Annotated in this window: 17 protein-coding genes; 7 read left to right on the top strand and 10 right to left on the bottom strand. The window is 60.6% G+C overall.

What is annotated here, in order from left to right; genetic code table 11:
- Position 1: 1 nt before the first annotated feature.
- Positions 2-193: a NepR family anti-sigma factor gene (locus tag BM364_RS03600; protein WP_425284868.1), complete on the bottom strand. Its 192-nt coding sequence runs from the start codon at positions 191-193 to the stop codon at positions 2-4.
- Positions 194-362: 169 nt separating this feature from the next.
- Between BM364_RS03600 and BM364_RS03595 the strand changes: the two genes are divergently transcribed.
- A complete protein-coding gene (locus tag BM364_RS03595) occupies positions 363-1,157 on the top strand; it encodes a response regulator (RefSeq protein ID WP_092421017.1) in 795 nt (264 codons plus the stop codon).
- 117 nt (positions 1,158-1,274) lie between these two features.
- Entirely contained in the window at positions 1,275-1,439 is a 165-nt protein-coding gene (locus tag BM364_RS03590; protein WP_046142315.1) for a DUF1328 domain-containing protein, read from the top strand.
- A gap of 45 nt (positions 1,440-1,484) precedes the next feature.
- Here the strand turns inward: BM364_RS03590 and BM364_RS03585 are convergent, their stop codons facing one another.
- A complete protein-coding gene (locus BM364_RS03585; protein WP_092421014.1) occupies positions 1,485-2,282 on the bottom strand; it encodes a YdcF family protein in 798 nt (265 codons plus the stop codon).
- A 192-nt stretch (positions 2,283-2,474) separates the two neighbouring features.
- Between BM364_RS03585 and BM364_RS03580 the strand changes: the two genes are divergently transcribed.
- The 5 genes from BM364_RS03580 (at position 2,475) to BM364_RS03560 (ending at position 5,992) form a co-directional block, all read left to right on the top strand.
- Complete coding sequence (locus tag BM364_RS03580; protein WP_092423835.1) at positions 2,475-3,272, top strand: ABC transporter ATP-binding protein; 798 nt, start codon at positions 2,475-2,477, stop codon at positions 3,270-3,272.
- A 65-nt stretch (positions 3,273-3,337) separates the two neighbouring features.
- Positions 3,338-4,090: a transporter substrate-binding domain-containing protein gene (locus BM364_RS03575; RefSeq protein WP_092421011.1), complete on the top strand. Its 753-nt coding sequence runs from the start codon at positions 3,338-3,340 to the stop codon at positions 4,088-4,090.
- Between the two features lie 57 nt (positions 4,091-4,147).
- A complete protein-coding gene (locus tag BM364_RS03570) occupies positions 4,148-4,960 on the top strand; it encodes an ABC transporter permease subunit (protein WP_092421008.1) in 813 nt (270 codons plus the stop codon).
- On the top strand, positions 4,960-5,694 hold the full coding sequence (locus BM364_RS03565) for an ABC transporter permease subunit (RefSeq protein WP_092421005.1): 735 nt from the start codon (positions 4,960-4,962) through the stop codon (positions 5,692-5,694). Before BM364_RS03570 ends, BM364_RS03565 begins: the two co-directional genes overlap by 1 nt.
- Before the next feature lie 10 nt (positions 5,695-5,704).
- Positions 5,705-5,992: an MTH1187 family thiamine-binding protein gene (locus BM364_RS03560; protein ID WP_092421003.1), complete on the top strand. Its 288-nt coding sequence runs from the start codon at positions 5,705-5,707 to the stop codon at positions 5,990-5,992.
- A 46-nt stretch (positions 5,993-6,038) separates the two neighbouring features.
- On the opposite strand, the gene BM364_RS03555 is transcribed toward BM364_RS03560, so the two are convergent.
- From BM364_RS03555 to BM364_RS03520, 8 genes are all read right to left on the bottom strand, one after another.
- Positions 6,039-8,387, bottom strand: coding sequence for a putative bifunctional diguanylate cyclase/phosphodiesterase (locus BM364_RS03555; RefSeq protein ID WP_092421000.1), 2,349 nt, complete (start codon positions 8,385-8,387; stop codon positions 6,039-6,041).
- Between the two features lie 93 nt (positions 8,388-8,480).
- Positions 8,481-8,936: a response regulator gene (locus BM364_RS03550; protein WP_210186383.1), complete on the bottom strand. Its 456-nt coding sequence runs from the start codon at positions 8,934-8,936 to the stop codon at positions 8,481-8,483.
- Between the two features lie 99 nt (positions 8,937-9,035).
- Entirely contained in the window at positions 9,036-10,247 is a 1,212-nt protein-coding gene (gene uxuA, locus BM364_RS03545) for a mannonate dehydratase (protein WP_092420994.1), read from the bottom strand.
- Between the two features lie 104 nt (positions 10,248-10,351).
- A complete protein-coding gene (locus BM364_RS03540) occupies positions 10,352-11,029 on the bottom strand; it encodes a trimeric intracellular cation channel family protein (RefSeq protein WP_425284867.1) in 678 nt (225 codons plus the stop codon).
- A 268-nt stretch (positions 11,030-11,297) separates the two neighbouring features.
- The gene (locus tag BM364_RS03535) at positions 11,298-11,633 is read right to left on the bottom strand and encodes a cupin domain-containing protein (protein WP_092420991.1); all 336 of its coding nucleotides are present in this window, start codon (positions 11,631-11,633) and stop codon (positions 11,298-11,300) included.
- A gap of 3 nt (positions 11,634-11,636) precedes the next feature.
- Positions 11,637-12,401 carry a 2-dehydro-3-deoxy-D-gluconate 5-dehydrogenase KduD gene (kduD, locus tag BM364_RS03530; protein ID WP_092420988.1) on the bottom strand — a complete coding sequence of 255 codons (765 nt, stop codon included), beginning with the start codon at positions 12,399-12,401 and terminating at the stop codon, positions 11,637-11,639.
- Positions 12,398-13,228, bottom strand: coding sequence for a 5-dehydro-4-deoxy-D-glucuronate isomerase (gene kduI, locus BM364_RS03525; RefSeq protein ID WP_092420986.1), 831 nt, complete (start codon positions 13,226-13,228; stop codon positions 12,398-12,400). Before kduI ends, kduD begins: the two co-directional genes overlap by 4 nt.
- Positions 13,229-13,252: 24 nt before the next feature.
- Positions 13,253-13,993 (bottom strand): FadR/GntR family transcriptional regulator, encoded by a 741-nt coding sequence (locus tag BM364_RS03520; protein ID WP_092420983.1) that lies wholly within the window; start codon positions 13,991-13,993, stop codon positions 13,253-13,255.
- Positions 13,994-13,995 lie beyond the last annotated feature (2 nt).

Raw genomic sequence — 13,995 nt, 5'->3', positions numbered from 1 at the left:
TTTATTCCCCACGCTGCTGTGACCGTTCGCTGTGCAGGCGCTCGGCATTGTCTAGCTTTTCAAGCAGATCAAGAAGCTGGTCGGGGACACCCTCTTCCTGTACGGCGCCATAAAGGGCGCGAAGGCGTGAACCGATGTCAGAGGTCGGGCCCAAGCCATCATCTGGCTGTGAGCGCATAGGTTGGTCGTTCAAATTGTTGTCCTTCATACCCGTCTCTGACGTCGCGTTTGGATTCTCACCCGTTTTCGGGACATAAATTCAAGTGGCCGAAAAAAGTTCCAGCAGCGCGGAACTTTTATACGCAGCATCCATTAAACCGTCTCGTGAACTCACGAACCAAGCGTCACTGGAGTTTTCATACATGTCACTGTCCACGCGGATTGCGCCGCATCTGCCCTACCTCCGGCGCTTTTCCCGAGCGGTCACCGGATCGCAGACGTCGGGCGACGCTTATGTCGCAGCTACCCTTGAAGCTCTGATCGCGGATATCTCGCTGTTTCCCGAGGCATCGAGCGACAGAATCGCGCTTTACAAGCTTTTCTCGGCTCTCTTCACGTCTTCTGCAGTGGACATTCCCGATCCGATCTCGACCTTCGCCTGGGAGCAGCGTGCGGCTAAGAATCTCGCCAATCTTGCACCCCGTCCGCGCCAGGCTTTCCTGCTCGTCTCGGTCGAAGGCTTTACCCACGCACAGGCGGCTGAAGTGCTCGACGTCAGTGAAGCTGAGTTCGCCAAGCTGCTCGACGAGGCTTCGCACGATATCTCGCGCCAGGTTGCGACCGAAATCATGATCATCGAGGACGAACCTCTGATCGCCATGGATATCGAGCAGATGGTGGAGAGCCTCGGCCATAAGGTCGTCAGCGTCGCGCGCACCCACAAGGAAGCGGTCAATCTTTTCAACCAGACCCAGCCGCGCATGATCCTTGCCGATATCCAGCTCGCCGATGGCAGCTCGGGCATCGATGCGGTCAACGATATCCTCAACACCCACTCTGTTCCCGTGATTTTCATCACTGCCTTTCCGGAACGACTGCTAACCGGCGAGCGCCCGGAGCCGACCTTCCTCGTCACCAAACCGTTCAATCCGGACATGGTGAAGGCACTGATCAGCCAGGCCCTTTTCTTTGATGACGGCTCGCGCGCAGCGGCCTGAACGCGGCTCTAGCAACATCTAAATCAAAAGCCGGCATCGCCGGCTTTTTTATTTGCCTCAAGGAACCGGAGAAGAAAGCAAGTCGTTGTTTTAGCAAGACAACGCATGGAGGCTATCATGCTTTACTACGCTCTCGTTTTTCTCGTCATCGCTCTTATCGCAGGCGTCCTTGGATTTGGTGGTATCGCCGGCGCATCGGCAGGTATTGCCCAGATCCTGTTCTTCCTGTTCTTGGCATTCCTGGTCATTTCCCTGGTCATCGGCCTCTTCCGCCGGACCTGACAAGACCATCTATAGTGATAAGAGGCGGCCATTAGGCCGCCTTTTTCATTTGGGGCCGGGCAACAACTCCGTTGTTCTGCCAGTGAGATTATAGGCGAGAAGACCGATCCACTCACGGACTGCCACCGTGCTGACATTGAGATTATGCACCGGATTGGCAAAATCGAAGCCAATGACCTGCGGTCCGGGAGAACGATAATCCGTCGGCCAGGGCGTCACTTCGATGCCCGCTTGCCGAAAGATCCCGACCGAACGAGGCATGTGAAAGGCCGAGGTGACGAGCAGGAGCCGGCCTGCCATATTGGGCTCCAAAAGGGTCTGCGTGTAGGCAACGTTCTCTTCGGTATTGCGGGAAGCATTCTCCAGCACCAGCCGATCCGCAGCAATGCCGTGATCGATAAAGAAGCGCTTCGCGGTCACGGCCTCGGGCTCGCCATCTTCAAACATGGAGCCGGCGCCGCCGCTAAGGAAAATCCGTGCCTCCGGATAGCGGTTCGCAAGCCAGAGGGTCGTCACCAGACGATCACCCGCGTCATTGAGTTCGGTGATCCCGCGTGCCGTGCTCGGGCGGGCCATGGTAGCGCCACCGAGCATGATAATAGCATCGACCGTTTCGGGCGCCGGCGTCGGCACGGCGAAGCGGTCCTCGAGCGGCTGGATGATAATGAAGCCGAGATTGGTGAAGGCCGTAAGTCCCTGGATCCCAACAGCGAGGATCAGCGCAGCAATGGACAGCCTCCGCCTCCGCACGATCGCCAGCAGCCCCGCCACGAGCATTAGGAGCATCACCAGACTCACCGGTTGCGCAAGGAGCCAGAAGAGCTTGGAGGCTGTGAAAAACATGCGTGTCCTTTCGGTGTAGGGCGGATTGGGTTGTGCATGGTTTGGCCACGCCCACAAGTGTGTTGAGCAACATTGGCTTTTCCACTTGCCATCGTTCCGACAAATGCTTTTCTAGGGAGCGGTCAAAATTGCCAGCCTCAAAAAAGGGCAATTGCCGGTCAGCAAGCGTCCCGAATGGGACACATGGAAAGCATGCAGCACGCCTCGCCCGCCCCCGCGGGATCATCCCCTGTTGTTGAGCTCCGCGGATTGCACAAATCCTTCGGCGCGCTCGAAGTGCTCAAGGGGATTTCCTTTGCTGCGCGCGAAGGGCAGGTCATATCGCTGATCGGTTCATCCGGATCAGGCAAATCCACCCTGTTGCGCTGCATCAACATGCTTGAAATCCCTGACCGGGGCGACGTGCTGATCGATGGCGAAGCAATCAAGCTGCGCGGAACGGGAGCTAGCCGTCAGATCGCCGACGAAGCGCAATTGCGCCGCATCCGGTCCGAACTCGGCATGGTCTTCCAGTCCTTCAATCTCTGGGCCCACATGACGGTGCTGCAAAACGTCATGGAAGTGCCGCTTGTTGTGCAGGGCCGCCAGCGCGACGAGGTCGAGATGGAAGCCCGCGCCATGCTCGACAAGGTCGGCATCGGCAGCAAGACCGATGCCTATCCGTCCCAACTGTCTGGCGGGCAACAGCAGCGCGCTGCCATTGCGCGCGCGCTCTGCATCAATCCGCGCGTCATGCTTTTCGACGAGCCCACATCGGCGCTCGACCCCGAACTCGAAGTCGAAGTGTTGCGCGTCATCAAGGTGCTCGCTGACGAAGGCCGCTCCATGGTGCTCGTTACGCATGACATGGAGTTTGCCCGTTCGGTGTCCGATTGGGTCATTTTCCTTCACCAAGGCCGGATCGAAGAAGAAGGCACGCCCGACGATGTGTTCGGCGCGACCAAATCTGCCCGCCTCAGGCAATTCTTGAATGCGGCCAATCACACCTAACTCCACCGAGCTCAGACCCGCCAAACCGGGCGCGACCAACGAAAACAAACGAAACGGAGAGAACGATGAAGAAGATCATGCTCGCAGCCGCAGCCACGCTGGCCCTAGGCAGCACGGCAATGGCTCAGGAAACCGTACGCATTGCCACTGAAGGTGCCTATGCGCCCTGGAACTTCCTTGACGACAGCGGCAACCCAGCCGGGTACGAAATCGAGCTCGGCAACGCGATCTGCGAAACTGCGGGCGTCACCTGCGAGTGGATCATCAATGACTGGGATTCCATCATCCCCAATCTGCTGGCCGGCAACTACGACCTGATCATGGCGGGCATGTCGATCACCGACGAGCGGCTTCAGACCATTGAATTCACTGAACCCTACTTTCCGCCCGATCCGTCCAAGTTTGCAGCCGCACCGGGAGCATCGATCGACTTCGCAGAACTTTCAGGTGTTCGCCTCGGCGTCCAAAGCGGGACGATCCAGGCCAGCTACGCCCAGGACAACTACGCGTCGGCAAACACGGTCGTGACCTTTGCGACGGCGGATCAGGCCATGGCTGATCTCGCTGCTGGCAATCTCGATCTTATCCTTGCTGATGGAGCCTACCTCGATCCGGTGGTCGCAGCCTCGGGTGGCGCTTTCGAATTTGTCGGCGAGGACATCCTGATCGGCAATGGTTACGGTGGAGGCCTGCGCAAGGAAGATACTGAACTCAAGGCTACGCTCGATGAAGCCCTGGCCGCTCTCAAGGCTGACGGTTCCGTCGACGCATTGATCGCCAAGTGGTTCGACGGTCGCGGTCCGTTCTTTGCTGAATAAGCAATCCCGAGCGAGGGACACTGGCCCCTCGCTCGCCCCTCGACTGGTATCCGGCACATGATTGAAGACATCGGCTTCTGGTTCAGCTACCTGACCAATGGCAAGCACCTGACCTGGTATGCCAGTTTTCAGTTCACAATCTTTGCCGCCCTGATGGGCGGCGCGCTGGCCGTGATCTTCGGCCTTGCCGGCGCGACCATGAAGAACTCGCGCTTCATGCCGCTGCGGCTGGTCGGCAGCATCTATTCGTCCATCGTGCGCGGCGTGCCCGATGTCCTGTTTTTCTTGTTTTTCCCGCTGGCCTTCGAGCAGGCGGTCGAATGGGTCGTTGCAACGCAGGTTTGTTCGCCCGAAGCCATCGCTGCCCAGACTGCAGCCTGGCCGCCATGCCGGGAAGCCAACTGGTTCCTGGGCACCACCGAATACCTGCTGCTGGCAAGCGTCTCGCTGGGTCTCGTTTATGGCGCCTTTGCAACCAATGTCATCCACGGCGCCCTCCGTTCCGTGCCGGCGGGACAGCTCGAGGCGGCGCGTGCTTATGGCATGTCGCACAGTCAGGTCCTCTGGCGCATTCATGTGCGGCAGATGTGGGTCTATGCCCTGCCAGGCCTCTCCAATGTCTGGATGCTGATCATCAAGGCGACCTCGCTTTTGTCGCTGTTGCAGATCGCCGATATCGTTCTGTGGGCCGATCGTCTGGGGGCACCCAATTTCCTGCCTGCCGTCGGGCTCGTGCATGAGGACTGGCGCTGGCGCTACTATCTCGTGCTCTTTGTGTTCTACATCCTCGTCACCTGGTTATCCGAAAAAGGCTTCGAAGCCATCATGCGCCGCGTGGGCAAAGGCATTCTGAGCGAGGCGCGCGCCTGATGCAGGGGTTTCTCGACGATCTCGCCATCATGGCCCCGGCGGTGATGTTCAACATCTACTTCGCCGCCGCATCGATCCCGATCGGTTTCGTGTTGGCCGTCTTTCTCGCTCTTGGCAAAGGCTCGAACAATCCGCTGATCAACCGTATGTCGCGCGGCTATATCTATGCCTTCCGGGGTTCGCCGCTCTTTATCCAGTTCTTCATGTTCTATTCGCTGGCCCTGTCTCTGAACATAAGCGTGTGGCGTCCCCTCGGGATATCCGGTTTCGTGCTGCACCCTCTCTTCATTGGGCCGATGGTGCTGATCCTCAACACTGCCGCTTATACGGCCGAGATCTTCTATGGCGCGCTCCGGGCGGTTCCGCGGGGCGAGCTCGAGGCGGCAAAGGCCTATGGTATGTCGCCGCGCCAGCAGTTCCGGCGCGTTGTCTGGCCCAATCTGATCCGCCTCGCCTGGCCCGCTTATACCAACGAGGTGGTGTTCCTCTTTCACGCGACCGCCATCGTTTATTTCGCGCTGCCGGTGGTCGGTGGCCAGGCAGATCTGATGATGACGGCGAAGTCGCTGTTCGAACGCGACTTCAATGCCTTTCTGCATTTTTCAGTCGCGGCCCTCTACTTCCTCCTCGTCTCGCTTGTCATCTTCTTCATTTTCGGCCTGATTTATCAGCGGCTGATGCGCCACCTTCCCGCTCAACCCGGCATCCGCTTCGTGCCCAAGTGGATGCGCTAAGGAGCTGCCAATGAAGATCATTGCCGATCTCTGTATCGTGCCCATGGGCGTGGGCCCCTCCGTTTCCGCCTATATCAGGGAAGTTCGCGATATCCTGGCCCAGACCGGCTTGACGCACGAGATGCACGCCAACGGCACCAATATCGAAGGCGAGATGAGCGCAGTCAGCGCTGCGGTGGAGGCATGCTGCGAGCGGCTTCATGCCATGGGTGTCGAACGCATCTTTTGCACCATGCATTTTTCCACCCGCACGGATAAGCCGCAGTCAATGGCCGACAAACTGGCCAGCCTGACCTGACGGGCAGCTACGAGAACCGAGGAACTTCCGCGGATCGACGGGACTGTCAGGCGCGTTGTCGCGCTTCGCTGGCGGCAAGTCGTCCTGCGACGTGGCTGAGAAGATAATTTGGCAATTCGGCTGGATCGAGCGGCTTGGCGAAATGGTAGCCCTGGAGTTGGTGGCAGGCGATCTCTGAGAGGAACGCTGCCTGCTCGGCCGTCTCCACACCTTCTGCCGTGATGGTCACGCGCAGCGAACGGCCCAGCGACGCAATAGCGCGCAGGATGTCTCGCGCCACCTCATCCCGCGTCGATGCCGCGACGAATGACTGGTCGATCTTGATCTTGTCGAAGGGAAATTTCAGCAGATAGCTAAGCGAGGAATAGCCCGTGCCGAAATCATCCATGGCAATGGTGACGCCAAGAGCGCGGATCTCCCGGAGCTTTTCGACGACGCTGTCGACCGCTTCGAGCAACAATCCTTCCGTGATCTCGATCTCGAGCCGGTGCGGCGCAAGACCGGATTGACCTAGCGCTTGACGAATGACAAGCCCGATATCGGCACTCAGGAAATGCTTGGCCGACAGGTTCACCGAAACCGTCAGATGCTCCGGCCAGAGCGAGGCAGTCATGCAGGCTTCTTCGATGGTCCAATTGCCGATATCGACGATCAGATCTGACTCTTCGGCAAAGCCGATGAACTCGCTCGGCAGCACCAGACCCCGCTCGGGATGGTTCCAGCGGATCAGGGCTTCAAAGCCCATCGCATCGCCGGTAGAAGCGGAAACGAGCGGCTGATAGTGCAAGACCAGCTCCTGCCGGATCAAAGCCTGACGCAACTGCGCATCGAGCGATGAACGCTGGCGCTCCTGGCGGTCCCCTGTGCTCTCGGCCATCCGGAACGCGCCACGACCTTCGGCTTTCACCCGCTGCAAGGCGAGCCCCGCATGGTGCAGGACCTGATCGGCATCACAACCGGCGGCGGGCGCCATGGCAACGCCAATCGATGCGCTGACCGCAACGTCCTTGCCGCTGATGGTAACCGGCATCTGCAGGTGCGCAATCAGCCGGGCCGCCACCGAGCGAACCGCCTCCTCACCATGCGCTGACGGCATGAGAACGGCAAATTCGTCCCCGCCGAGGCGCGCAACCATGTCGCCCTCGCGGATCGAGCTCTTCATCCTCCGCGCCAATTCGGTCAGCACCAGGTCCGCAGACCGGTGGCCCTGACTGTCATTGACGGCCTTAAAGCCATCGAGGTCGATCATCAGCACCGCAAACGGCGTGCCATAACGCGCCAGTCGCGTCACGCTGTGATCGAGCAGTTCGTTGAAGCGCGCACGGTTGAGCAGACCCGTCAAACTGTCATGGTGGGCAAGCGTGGTGATCCGCCGGTCGGCGAGACGGCGCTGGGAAATGTCTGATCCGATGCCGGCATATCCAAGATAGACGCCATCACGATCGTGAAGCGGCCCTCCGCTGAGGCTCCACCAGCATTCCTGCCCGCCTGCAACCACCTGCAGTTCCACGCCCTCGAAGGCTTCGCGTGCGGCAATGTCCCGCTCGAGCCGTTCCATCAATGGGTTGTCCGGCTCCGTCACGCAGCGCAGGAAATATACAAAGTCCCCGCCCAGAAGATCGGCTTCGCCGACACCCGTCGCCGCAGCAAACCCGGCCGAGAGGCGGTTGATCAGTCCCTCTTCATCCATGCCCCAGGTCCAGTCAGCCTTGCCATCCCTGACGCCATCGACTGACGCGCCCTCGACCGCCTGCCCCAACACCATGCCGCTCGCGAGCAGGCTCGCAGCCTGCTGCAGGCCAAGCACAACAATGACCACCGCGAGCCCAAGCAAAAGCAATCCGCTGATCGCCGCCTCAAGGCCAAGGCCTGTCCACGGCAACCGCGCCGCCGCTCCGAAAATAAGGGGCAGGCAATAGACGGCCAGAGCCTGAGGGTAATGAACCAGCGACAGGCTCGCTATTACCAGAACCCCGCCACAACCCAGCAGCACTGGACCCGCAAACGCCGTGCCTGCTGCCGGAAGGAGCCAGACCACGACGCCCCAAAGGCAGCCGCCAACGAACGAGAGGCTTACGGCGACAGCGGCAGCCCATTCCGCATCCCGTGCAGGGTCGAACGGCTGGCGCACCGCCAACAGGCTTGCTGCATGAAGCAGAACTATCAGCAGCGTAACGCCCAGTGCCGGTGCAAATGCCGCTTCGTGCCAGCTCGCGAGCCCGAGAACGGCAAAGATCATGATCGCTGCCGCCAGCATGGCGGGTGCCGTTCTATCGATCGAACCCAGTTGCCGCCGCAGCAGCCTTTCGCGAACGGCAGGCCGCAAGCCTTCGGCGCCGATGGCGCGATCGAAAAGCCGGTTGAGTGCTGACAAAGGGCCGCCGTATGGTGTCATGGTTTGGTCGTGTGGCGCCTCTGATTGGTTTCTTCGTCGACCTTCACTGCTTCTAGCTTAACGTGGGATATCCCACTTCCCTCGGGAAACTGTTTAACGAAAACTACTTAGATAGCGCATGCGGCTGGCGCCTTTGTGCGCGCTGTTCAGGTTCGCCATGGCGGCACGCAGCTTCGGCGCATCGAGCGGCTTCGGGATCACACCCATCGCGCCCGCTTCGAGCGCTCGCCCCCGCTCCCCCGGCATCGAGATCATCACCACCGGAATGGTGCAGGTCGAGGAGTCTGCTTTGAGAGCAGCCAGCACATCCCACCCGTCGAAACCGGGCATAAGAACATCGAGAAATATGGCCGATGGCTGCATCGATCTTGCGATCTGCAGCGCCGATTGCGGACTGCCGATCAGGATCGGTAGATAGCCTTCCGAGATAAACAGCGCCTCGGCAGCGTCGAGCACGTGCTGGTCATCGTCGACAACCAGCACGCGCTTGGGTCCTGCGTCCACAATCCGGTGTTCCGCATCAACATGCTTGGCTACAAGAGTGTTCATGGCGCGCTTCAATGTAGCCACCACACCCATGATGCACCCGCTGCGTTAGTCCGTCTTCCACTCTGGCAGCCGAACTTTCAGGACGCGTTAAGTCAAAGGTTACAATCCAACCTGTCCGTGTTCGAGCGCTGTCATCACACCGCGCAACTCGGCAAGTCCCTTCATGCGGCCGATAGTCGGGTAACCGGGCTGCGCCCGCCTGCCGAGATCATCCAGGATGTCCTGGCCGTGATCGGGCCGCATGGGAATGATCGCATCCTTGCGTCCCTCGGCCTTGCGCCGCCGTTCTTCGCGGATGATGGCCGCGATCAGCGCCACCATGTCCGTATCGCCCGCCAGATGCTCTGCCTCGAAGAACGAGCCGGCAATATCGTCCGTGTCCCGCTTCACGTTGCGCAGATGGAGAAAGTGCACCTTGGGGCCGAAACGCTCCATCATGCCGGGCAGATCGTTGTCCGGCCGCGCGCCGAGCGAGCCAGAACAAAGCGTCATGCCGTTGGCGGGGCTGTCCACAGCATCGAGGATGAACTTGTAGTCCGCCTCGGTCGACATGATGCGAGGCAGGCCCAGGAGCGCAAACGGCGGATCGTCCGGATGGCAGCAAAGCCGCAAGCCGAGTTTTTCCGCTTCCGGCACCACTTCTTCGAGAAAGGCGATGAAGTGCTGGCGCAACTGATCACGGCTAATGGCGCCATATTCGTCGAGATGGGCCTGGACGTCTTCGAGCGTCATCGACTCCGTCGAGCCCGGCAGGCCCATGGTCACATTCCGGCCGAGCTGCCTTTTCTCGTCTTCACTCATGTCTGCGAAGCGACGCCCGGCCTCGTCGGCAATGGCATTGGTAAAGTCGGTTGCAGCACCGGGGCGCTTGAGAATGTGAATGTCGAAGGCGGCGAAATCGTTGATGTCGAACCGCATGCACGAGCCACCATTGGACACGGTCCAGCGCAGGTCCGTACGGGTCCAGTCCAGCACCGGCATGAAGTTGTAGCAGATCACTTCCATCCCGCTCTCGGCGAGATTGCGCATGGAGGTCTTGTAGTTGGCGATGTGCTCGCGCCAATCGCCCTTCTGCTTCTTGATATCCTCGCTGACCGGCAGGCTCTCGACCACGTCCCAGGTGAGGCCGGACGGCATGCCGTCCTTGCGTGTCGCAATTTGACGATAGCGCTTGTCGATCTCTTCGCGCGTCCAGACCACACCATTGGGCACGTGATGCAGCGCGCTCACGACGCCGACAGCGCCGACCTGAGTGATATCGTCGATGCTGCAAAGGTCCTTGGGGCCGAACCACCGCCAGGTCTGTCGCACAGTTACAACTCCGTCTTCATTGTTGCGCCCCGCCCGTGGCGAGGTCGGATAGTTTGTTTAAGCGGCACGAGAGGCAAGCGGGACACTGCGGATCCGGCACCACCTTACTTGCGCATCTCCCGGTCGTAGACGAATTTGGGCATTTCCCATTTGAACACGATCGCAAGGACACGCAGCGTCAGCCCCACCGCGATGGCCACGATGACCATCAGGTCTGTGGGCAGCCCGCCCATCAGCCCGAGATAATAGATGACCCCCACGACCATCGAGACCGAAGCATAAAGCTCGCCCTGAAAGATCAGGGGGATGTCGTTGCAAAGAACGTCGCGCAAAATGCCACCCGCAGTTCCCGTGACCATGCCGGCCACGATGACGATGATCGGATGCACACCGGCCTCGATCCCGATATTGCAGCCCACGACTGTGAACACCACGAGCCCCAAGGCGTCGAGCAGAAGGAACGGCCATCGCAGCCGGTCGATCAGTTGCGCCAGCGGAATGGTGAGCAGGGCCGCCCCGCACACCAGCAGCAGCACATAGGGATTTGCGACCCAGAACAGCGGATAGTGGTCGAGAAAGACGTCGCGCATCGTGCCGCCGCCCAAAGCCGTTACGCAGGCGATCAGGCACACGCCGAACCAGTCCATCTTGCGCCGGCCGGCGGCAAGAGCCGCGGTCATCGCTTCGGCCGTGATGGCGATGTAAAATGCTATGGTCAGCATGGGTGGCTCGTCTCCGGGCGTCAGCACCGGATCGCGGCCCGGCTGCCAAGTGGCCAGCATGTGCCAATCCCGACGGGCCAAGGCAAGTCCCATGCGTCAACCAAGAATTGTGCGGCTGTCCCCGGGCCGCGGGGGCACCGTTCACCTGAGACGCATTCTCCCAGCCACCCACCGGAGTTGTCTCGGGTTTGACCCCCGGGTCAGTTGAGCAGGCACCCTGGATCGAGCGAGCCGACAGCGCCCTCGGGTCAGGTCCGAGGGCAGCACAGTGATTGTGGCTGGAAACACGCAAGGTCAACACTCCCCCGCAATGGCGAGGCCGGGCGTCCTACAGGAAATCCGCCCGATGCGGCGTGAACACATCGATCAGCCGGCCTTTTTCGAGCGCTACCACGCCATGAACCAGCCCGGACGGCACGATGAAGCTGCCGCCCTGCCCCACAACCTCTGTCACCCCGTCGATCGTCACCTCGAAACTGCCTTCGGCAACATAGCTGACCTGGATATGAGGATGGCTGTGGAGCGCCCCGACGGCGCCTTTGTCGAAGCCGAATTCGACCTGCATGAGGTCGGGCGTATGGATCAGCACGCGGCGGGTATTGCCCGGCGCCAGTTCGGTCCATTCCGTGGCGTCGGCCTGTGCGAAAAACGTCTGTTCAGTCATGAATCACCTTGCGAGCCAGCCGCCATCAACGGGGATGACGGCGCCATGCATATAGTTGGAAGCAGGAGCCAAAAGGAAAACCGCTGCATCGCCGATATCGGACGGCACGCCCCAGCGCCCTGCGGGAATGCGCCCGAGAATAGCCGCCGACCGGTCTGGATCGTTGCGCAGAGCTTCGGTATTGTTGGTTTCGATATAGCCGGGCGCAATGGCATTCACATTGATGCCCCTGGCGGCCCACTCATTGGCGAGGAGCCGCGTAATGCCGAGAACACCACTCTTCGACGCCGTGTAACTCGCTACGCGAATGCCGCCCTGAAAGCTCAGCATGGACGCGATATTGACGATCCGCGCCGGCCGGTTTTCCCCTAAGGCCTTGCGGGCCATCGATTGGGCCAGAAAGAACATGGACTTAAGGTTGATATCCATCACCTCGTCCCAATCGGCTTCGGTGAAATCAACCGCATCGACGCGCTTGATGATCCCGGCATTGTTGACCAGCCCATCGATCGGACCATGCCCGGCCCATGCGGCATCGAACATCGCTTGCGCTGCAGCGCTCGAACCGAGATCGGCCCGCACCTGCCCGAATTCGGCACCCTGCTGCGCCATGAGCGAAGCCGTCTCGTCCATGGCCGAACGGCCCACACCGATCACCTTGCCGCCGGCCCGGCCGACCGAGAGGGCGATACCCTGCCCGATCCCGGTATTGGCACCAGTGACCATGATGGTCCGGCCCGTCAGGCTAAAGGCGGTGAGATCGGTCACCGCAGATCCTCCATTTCGACCTTTTCGACATCGGTATAGTCGACATTATCGCCAGCCATGGCCCAGATGAAGGTGTAGGATCCCGTGCCAGCCCCGCAATGGATCGACCAGGGCGGAGAAATGATCGCCTGTTCGTTGCGCACGATCAGGTGGCGGCTTTCGTCCGGCTCGCCCATCAGGTGTACCACGAAGGCGTCGGGCTTGAGGTCGAAATAGAGATAGGCTTCCATGCGACGGTCATGGATATGCGCCGGCATCGTGTTCCAGAGTGAACCCGGTGCGAACTGGGTGAGGCCCACCACCAGCTGGCAGGTCTTTACGCTGTCGGCATTCACATATTGGAAGATCGAGCGCTCATTTGCTGTTTCCCGCGCCCCAAGGTCGAGCCGCTTGGCGCCCGATTGCTGCAGCAGCGTCGTGGGATGGCTCGCATGAGCCGGCGCACTCAGGAGATAGAACTTGGCGCGCTCACCGGCAAATCGCACATCCTTGGCGCCCATGCCGACATAGAGCATGTCGCGCGAGCCGACGGCATGCTCCGTGCCATCCACCTTGATCGTGCCCGCGTCACCGATATTGACCGCGATCAGCTCGCGGCGATCCAGAAAATTGGCAGTACCGGTCGGCTTGATGGTCTCGAGCGCCAGGTCGCCAGCGCCGGGCACGGCGCCCCCTACGGCCATGCGGTCATAATGGGTATAGGTCCAGTTCACCGCGCCTGTGCTGAACAGATCGTCGATCAGGAAATTCTCGCGCAGCTCTGCCGTCCCCATCCCGGCGGCTCCGGCCGGGTCGATGGCGAAACGGATATCAAATTCGGTGGTCATGTCTGCTCCAGTAGAGGTTGGATTTCAGTGCTCGCTGCCCTGTTCGGCTAGCCTCAGGCGATAGCGGTCCTGGCTGCGCGACAGGTGCTCGCGCATGGCTTCGCGCGCCCCTTCGGCATCACGGGCAACGACGGCCTGCATGATAATCTTGTGCTCCTCGTGCAGCCCCACCTGATAGTCGTAGCTAAGAACGCTTTCCGTTCCCCAGGGTGAGGCGACGTCGCACGGAATGGTGCGGCTCCCCAGCGCGTCGAGAACCTCGAGGTAGAATGGGTTGTTGGTCGCAGCCGCAAGAGTGCGATGAAAGGCGAAGTCGGTCCTTCCGGTGGGGCTGCCGGTCTTGAGGAGGCGCCCAAACTCGTTCCACGCCTCCTGAATAGCCGCAAGCTGGCTGGCGCTGGCACGCTGTGCTGCAAGCCCCGCCGATTCGATCTCGATGCCCATGCGCACTTCAAGCACGTTGAGCGCCACCGAGATCTTGTTCGAGGTTTCCCCACCGATGCTGGAAAAGGTGCTCGAAGCACTAGCCATGACATAGACACCCGCCCCTTGGCGCGGCTGCACCATGCCATCGGCGGCGAGTGCTGCGATCGCCTCCCGCACCACCGTGCGGCTGACCCCGAAATGCAGGGTCAGCTGACTTTCGGTCGGCAGTTTCTCGCCCGGGCCGAACTCTCCGGCGCCGATGCGCTTGCGCAGCGCCTCGACCACCATTTCGGCGAGTTTCGGCTTTCGGACCGGCGGGCTGGCTTCAAACAGTGACATGG

It is taken from the genome of Devosia crocina (assembly GCF_900116545.1).
Classification (GTDB): Bacteria; Pseudomonadota; Alphaproteobacteria; order Rhizobiales; family Devosiaceae; genus Devosia; species Devosia crocina.
Note: the sequence above shows the minus strand (reverse complement) of the source record. Positions and strands in the feature narration are given on the sequence as shown.

Coding starts and splice junctions, on each gene's coding strand:
- BM364_RS03595 (WP_092421017.1), top strand. CDS start 363: ATGTCACTGTCCACGCGGATTGCGCCGCATCTGCCCTACCTCCGGCGC.
- BM364_RS03590 (WP_046142315.1), top strand. CDS start 1,275: ATGCTTTACTACGCTCTCGTTTTTCTCGTCATCGCTCTTATCGCAGGC.
- BM364_RS03585 (WP_092421014.1), bottom strand. CDS start 2,282: ATGTTTTTCACAGCCTCCAAGCTCTTCTGGCTCCTTGCGCAACCGGTG.
- BM364_RS03580 (WP_092423835.1), top strand. CDS start 2,475: ATGCAGCACGCCTCGCCCGCCCCCGCGGGATCATCCCCTGTTGTTGAG.
- BM364_RS03575 (WP_092421011.1), top strand. CDS start 3,338: ATGAAGAAGATCATGCTCGCAGCCGCAGCCACGCTGGCCCTAGGCAGC.
- BM364_RS03570 (WP_092421008.1), top strand. CDS start 4,148: ATGATTGAAGACATCGGCTTCTGGTTCAGCTACCTGACCAATGGCAAG.
- BM364_RS03565 (WP_092421005.1), top strand. CDS start 4,960: ATGCAGGGGTTTCTCGACGATCTCGCCATCATGGCCCCGGCGGTGATG.
- BM364_RS03560 (WP_092421003.1), top strand. CDS start 5,705: ATGAAGATCATTGCCGATCTCTGTATCGTGCCCATGGGCGTGGGCCCC.
- BM364_RS03555 (WP_092421000.1), bottom strand. CDS start 8,387: ATGACACCATACGGCGGCCCTTTGTCAGCACTCAACCGGCTTTTCGAT.
- BM364_RS03550 (WP_210186383.1), bottom strand. CDS start 8,936: ATGAACACTCTTGTAGCCAAGCATGTTGATGCGGAACACCGGATTGTG.
- BM364_RS03540 (WP_425284867.1), bottom strand. CDS start 11,029: ATGCTGGCCACTTGGCAGCCGGGCCGCGATCCGGTGCTGACGCCCGGA.
- BM364_RS03535 (WP_092420991.1), bottom strand. CDS start 11,633: ATGACTGAACAGACGTTTTTCGCACAGGCCGACGCCACGGAATGGACC.
- kduI (WP_092420986.1), bottom strand. CDS start 13,228: ATGACCACCGAATTTGATATCCGTTTCGCCATCGACCCGGCCGGAGCC.
- BM364_RS03520 (WP_092420983.1), bottom strand. CDS start 13,993: ATGTCACTGTTTGAAGCCAGCCCGCCGGTCCGAAAGCCGAAACTCGCC.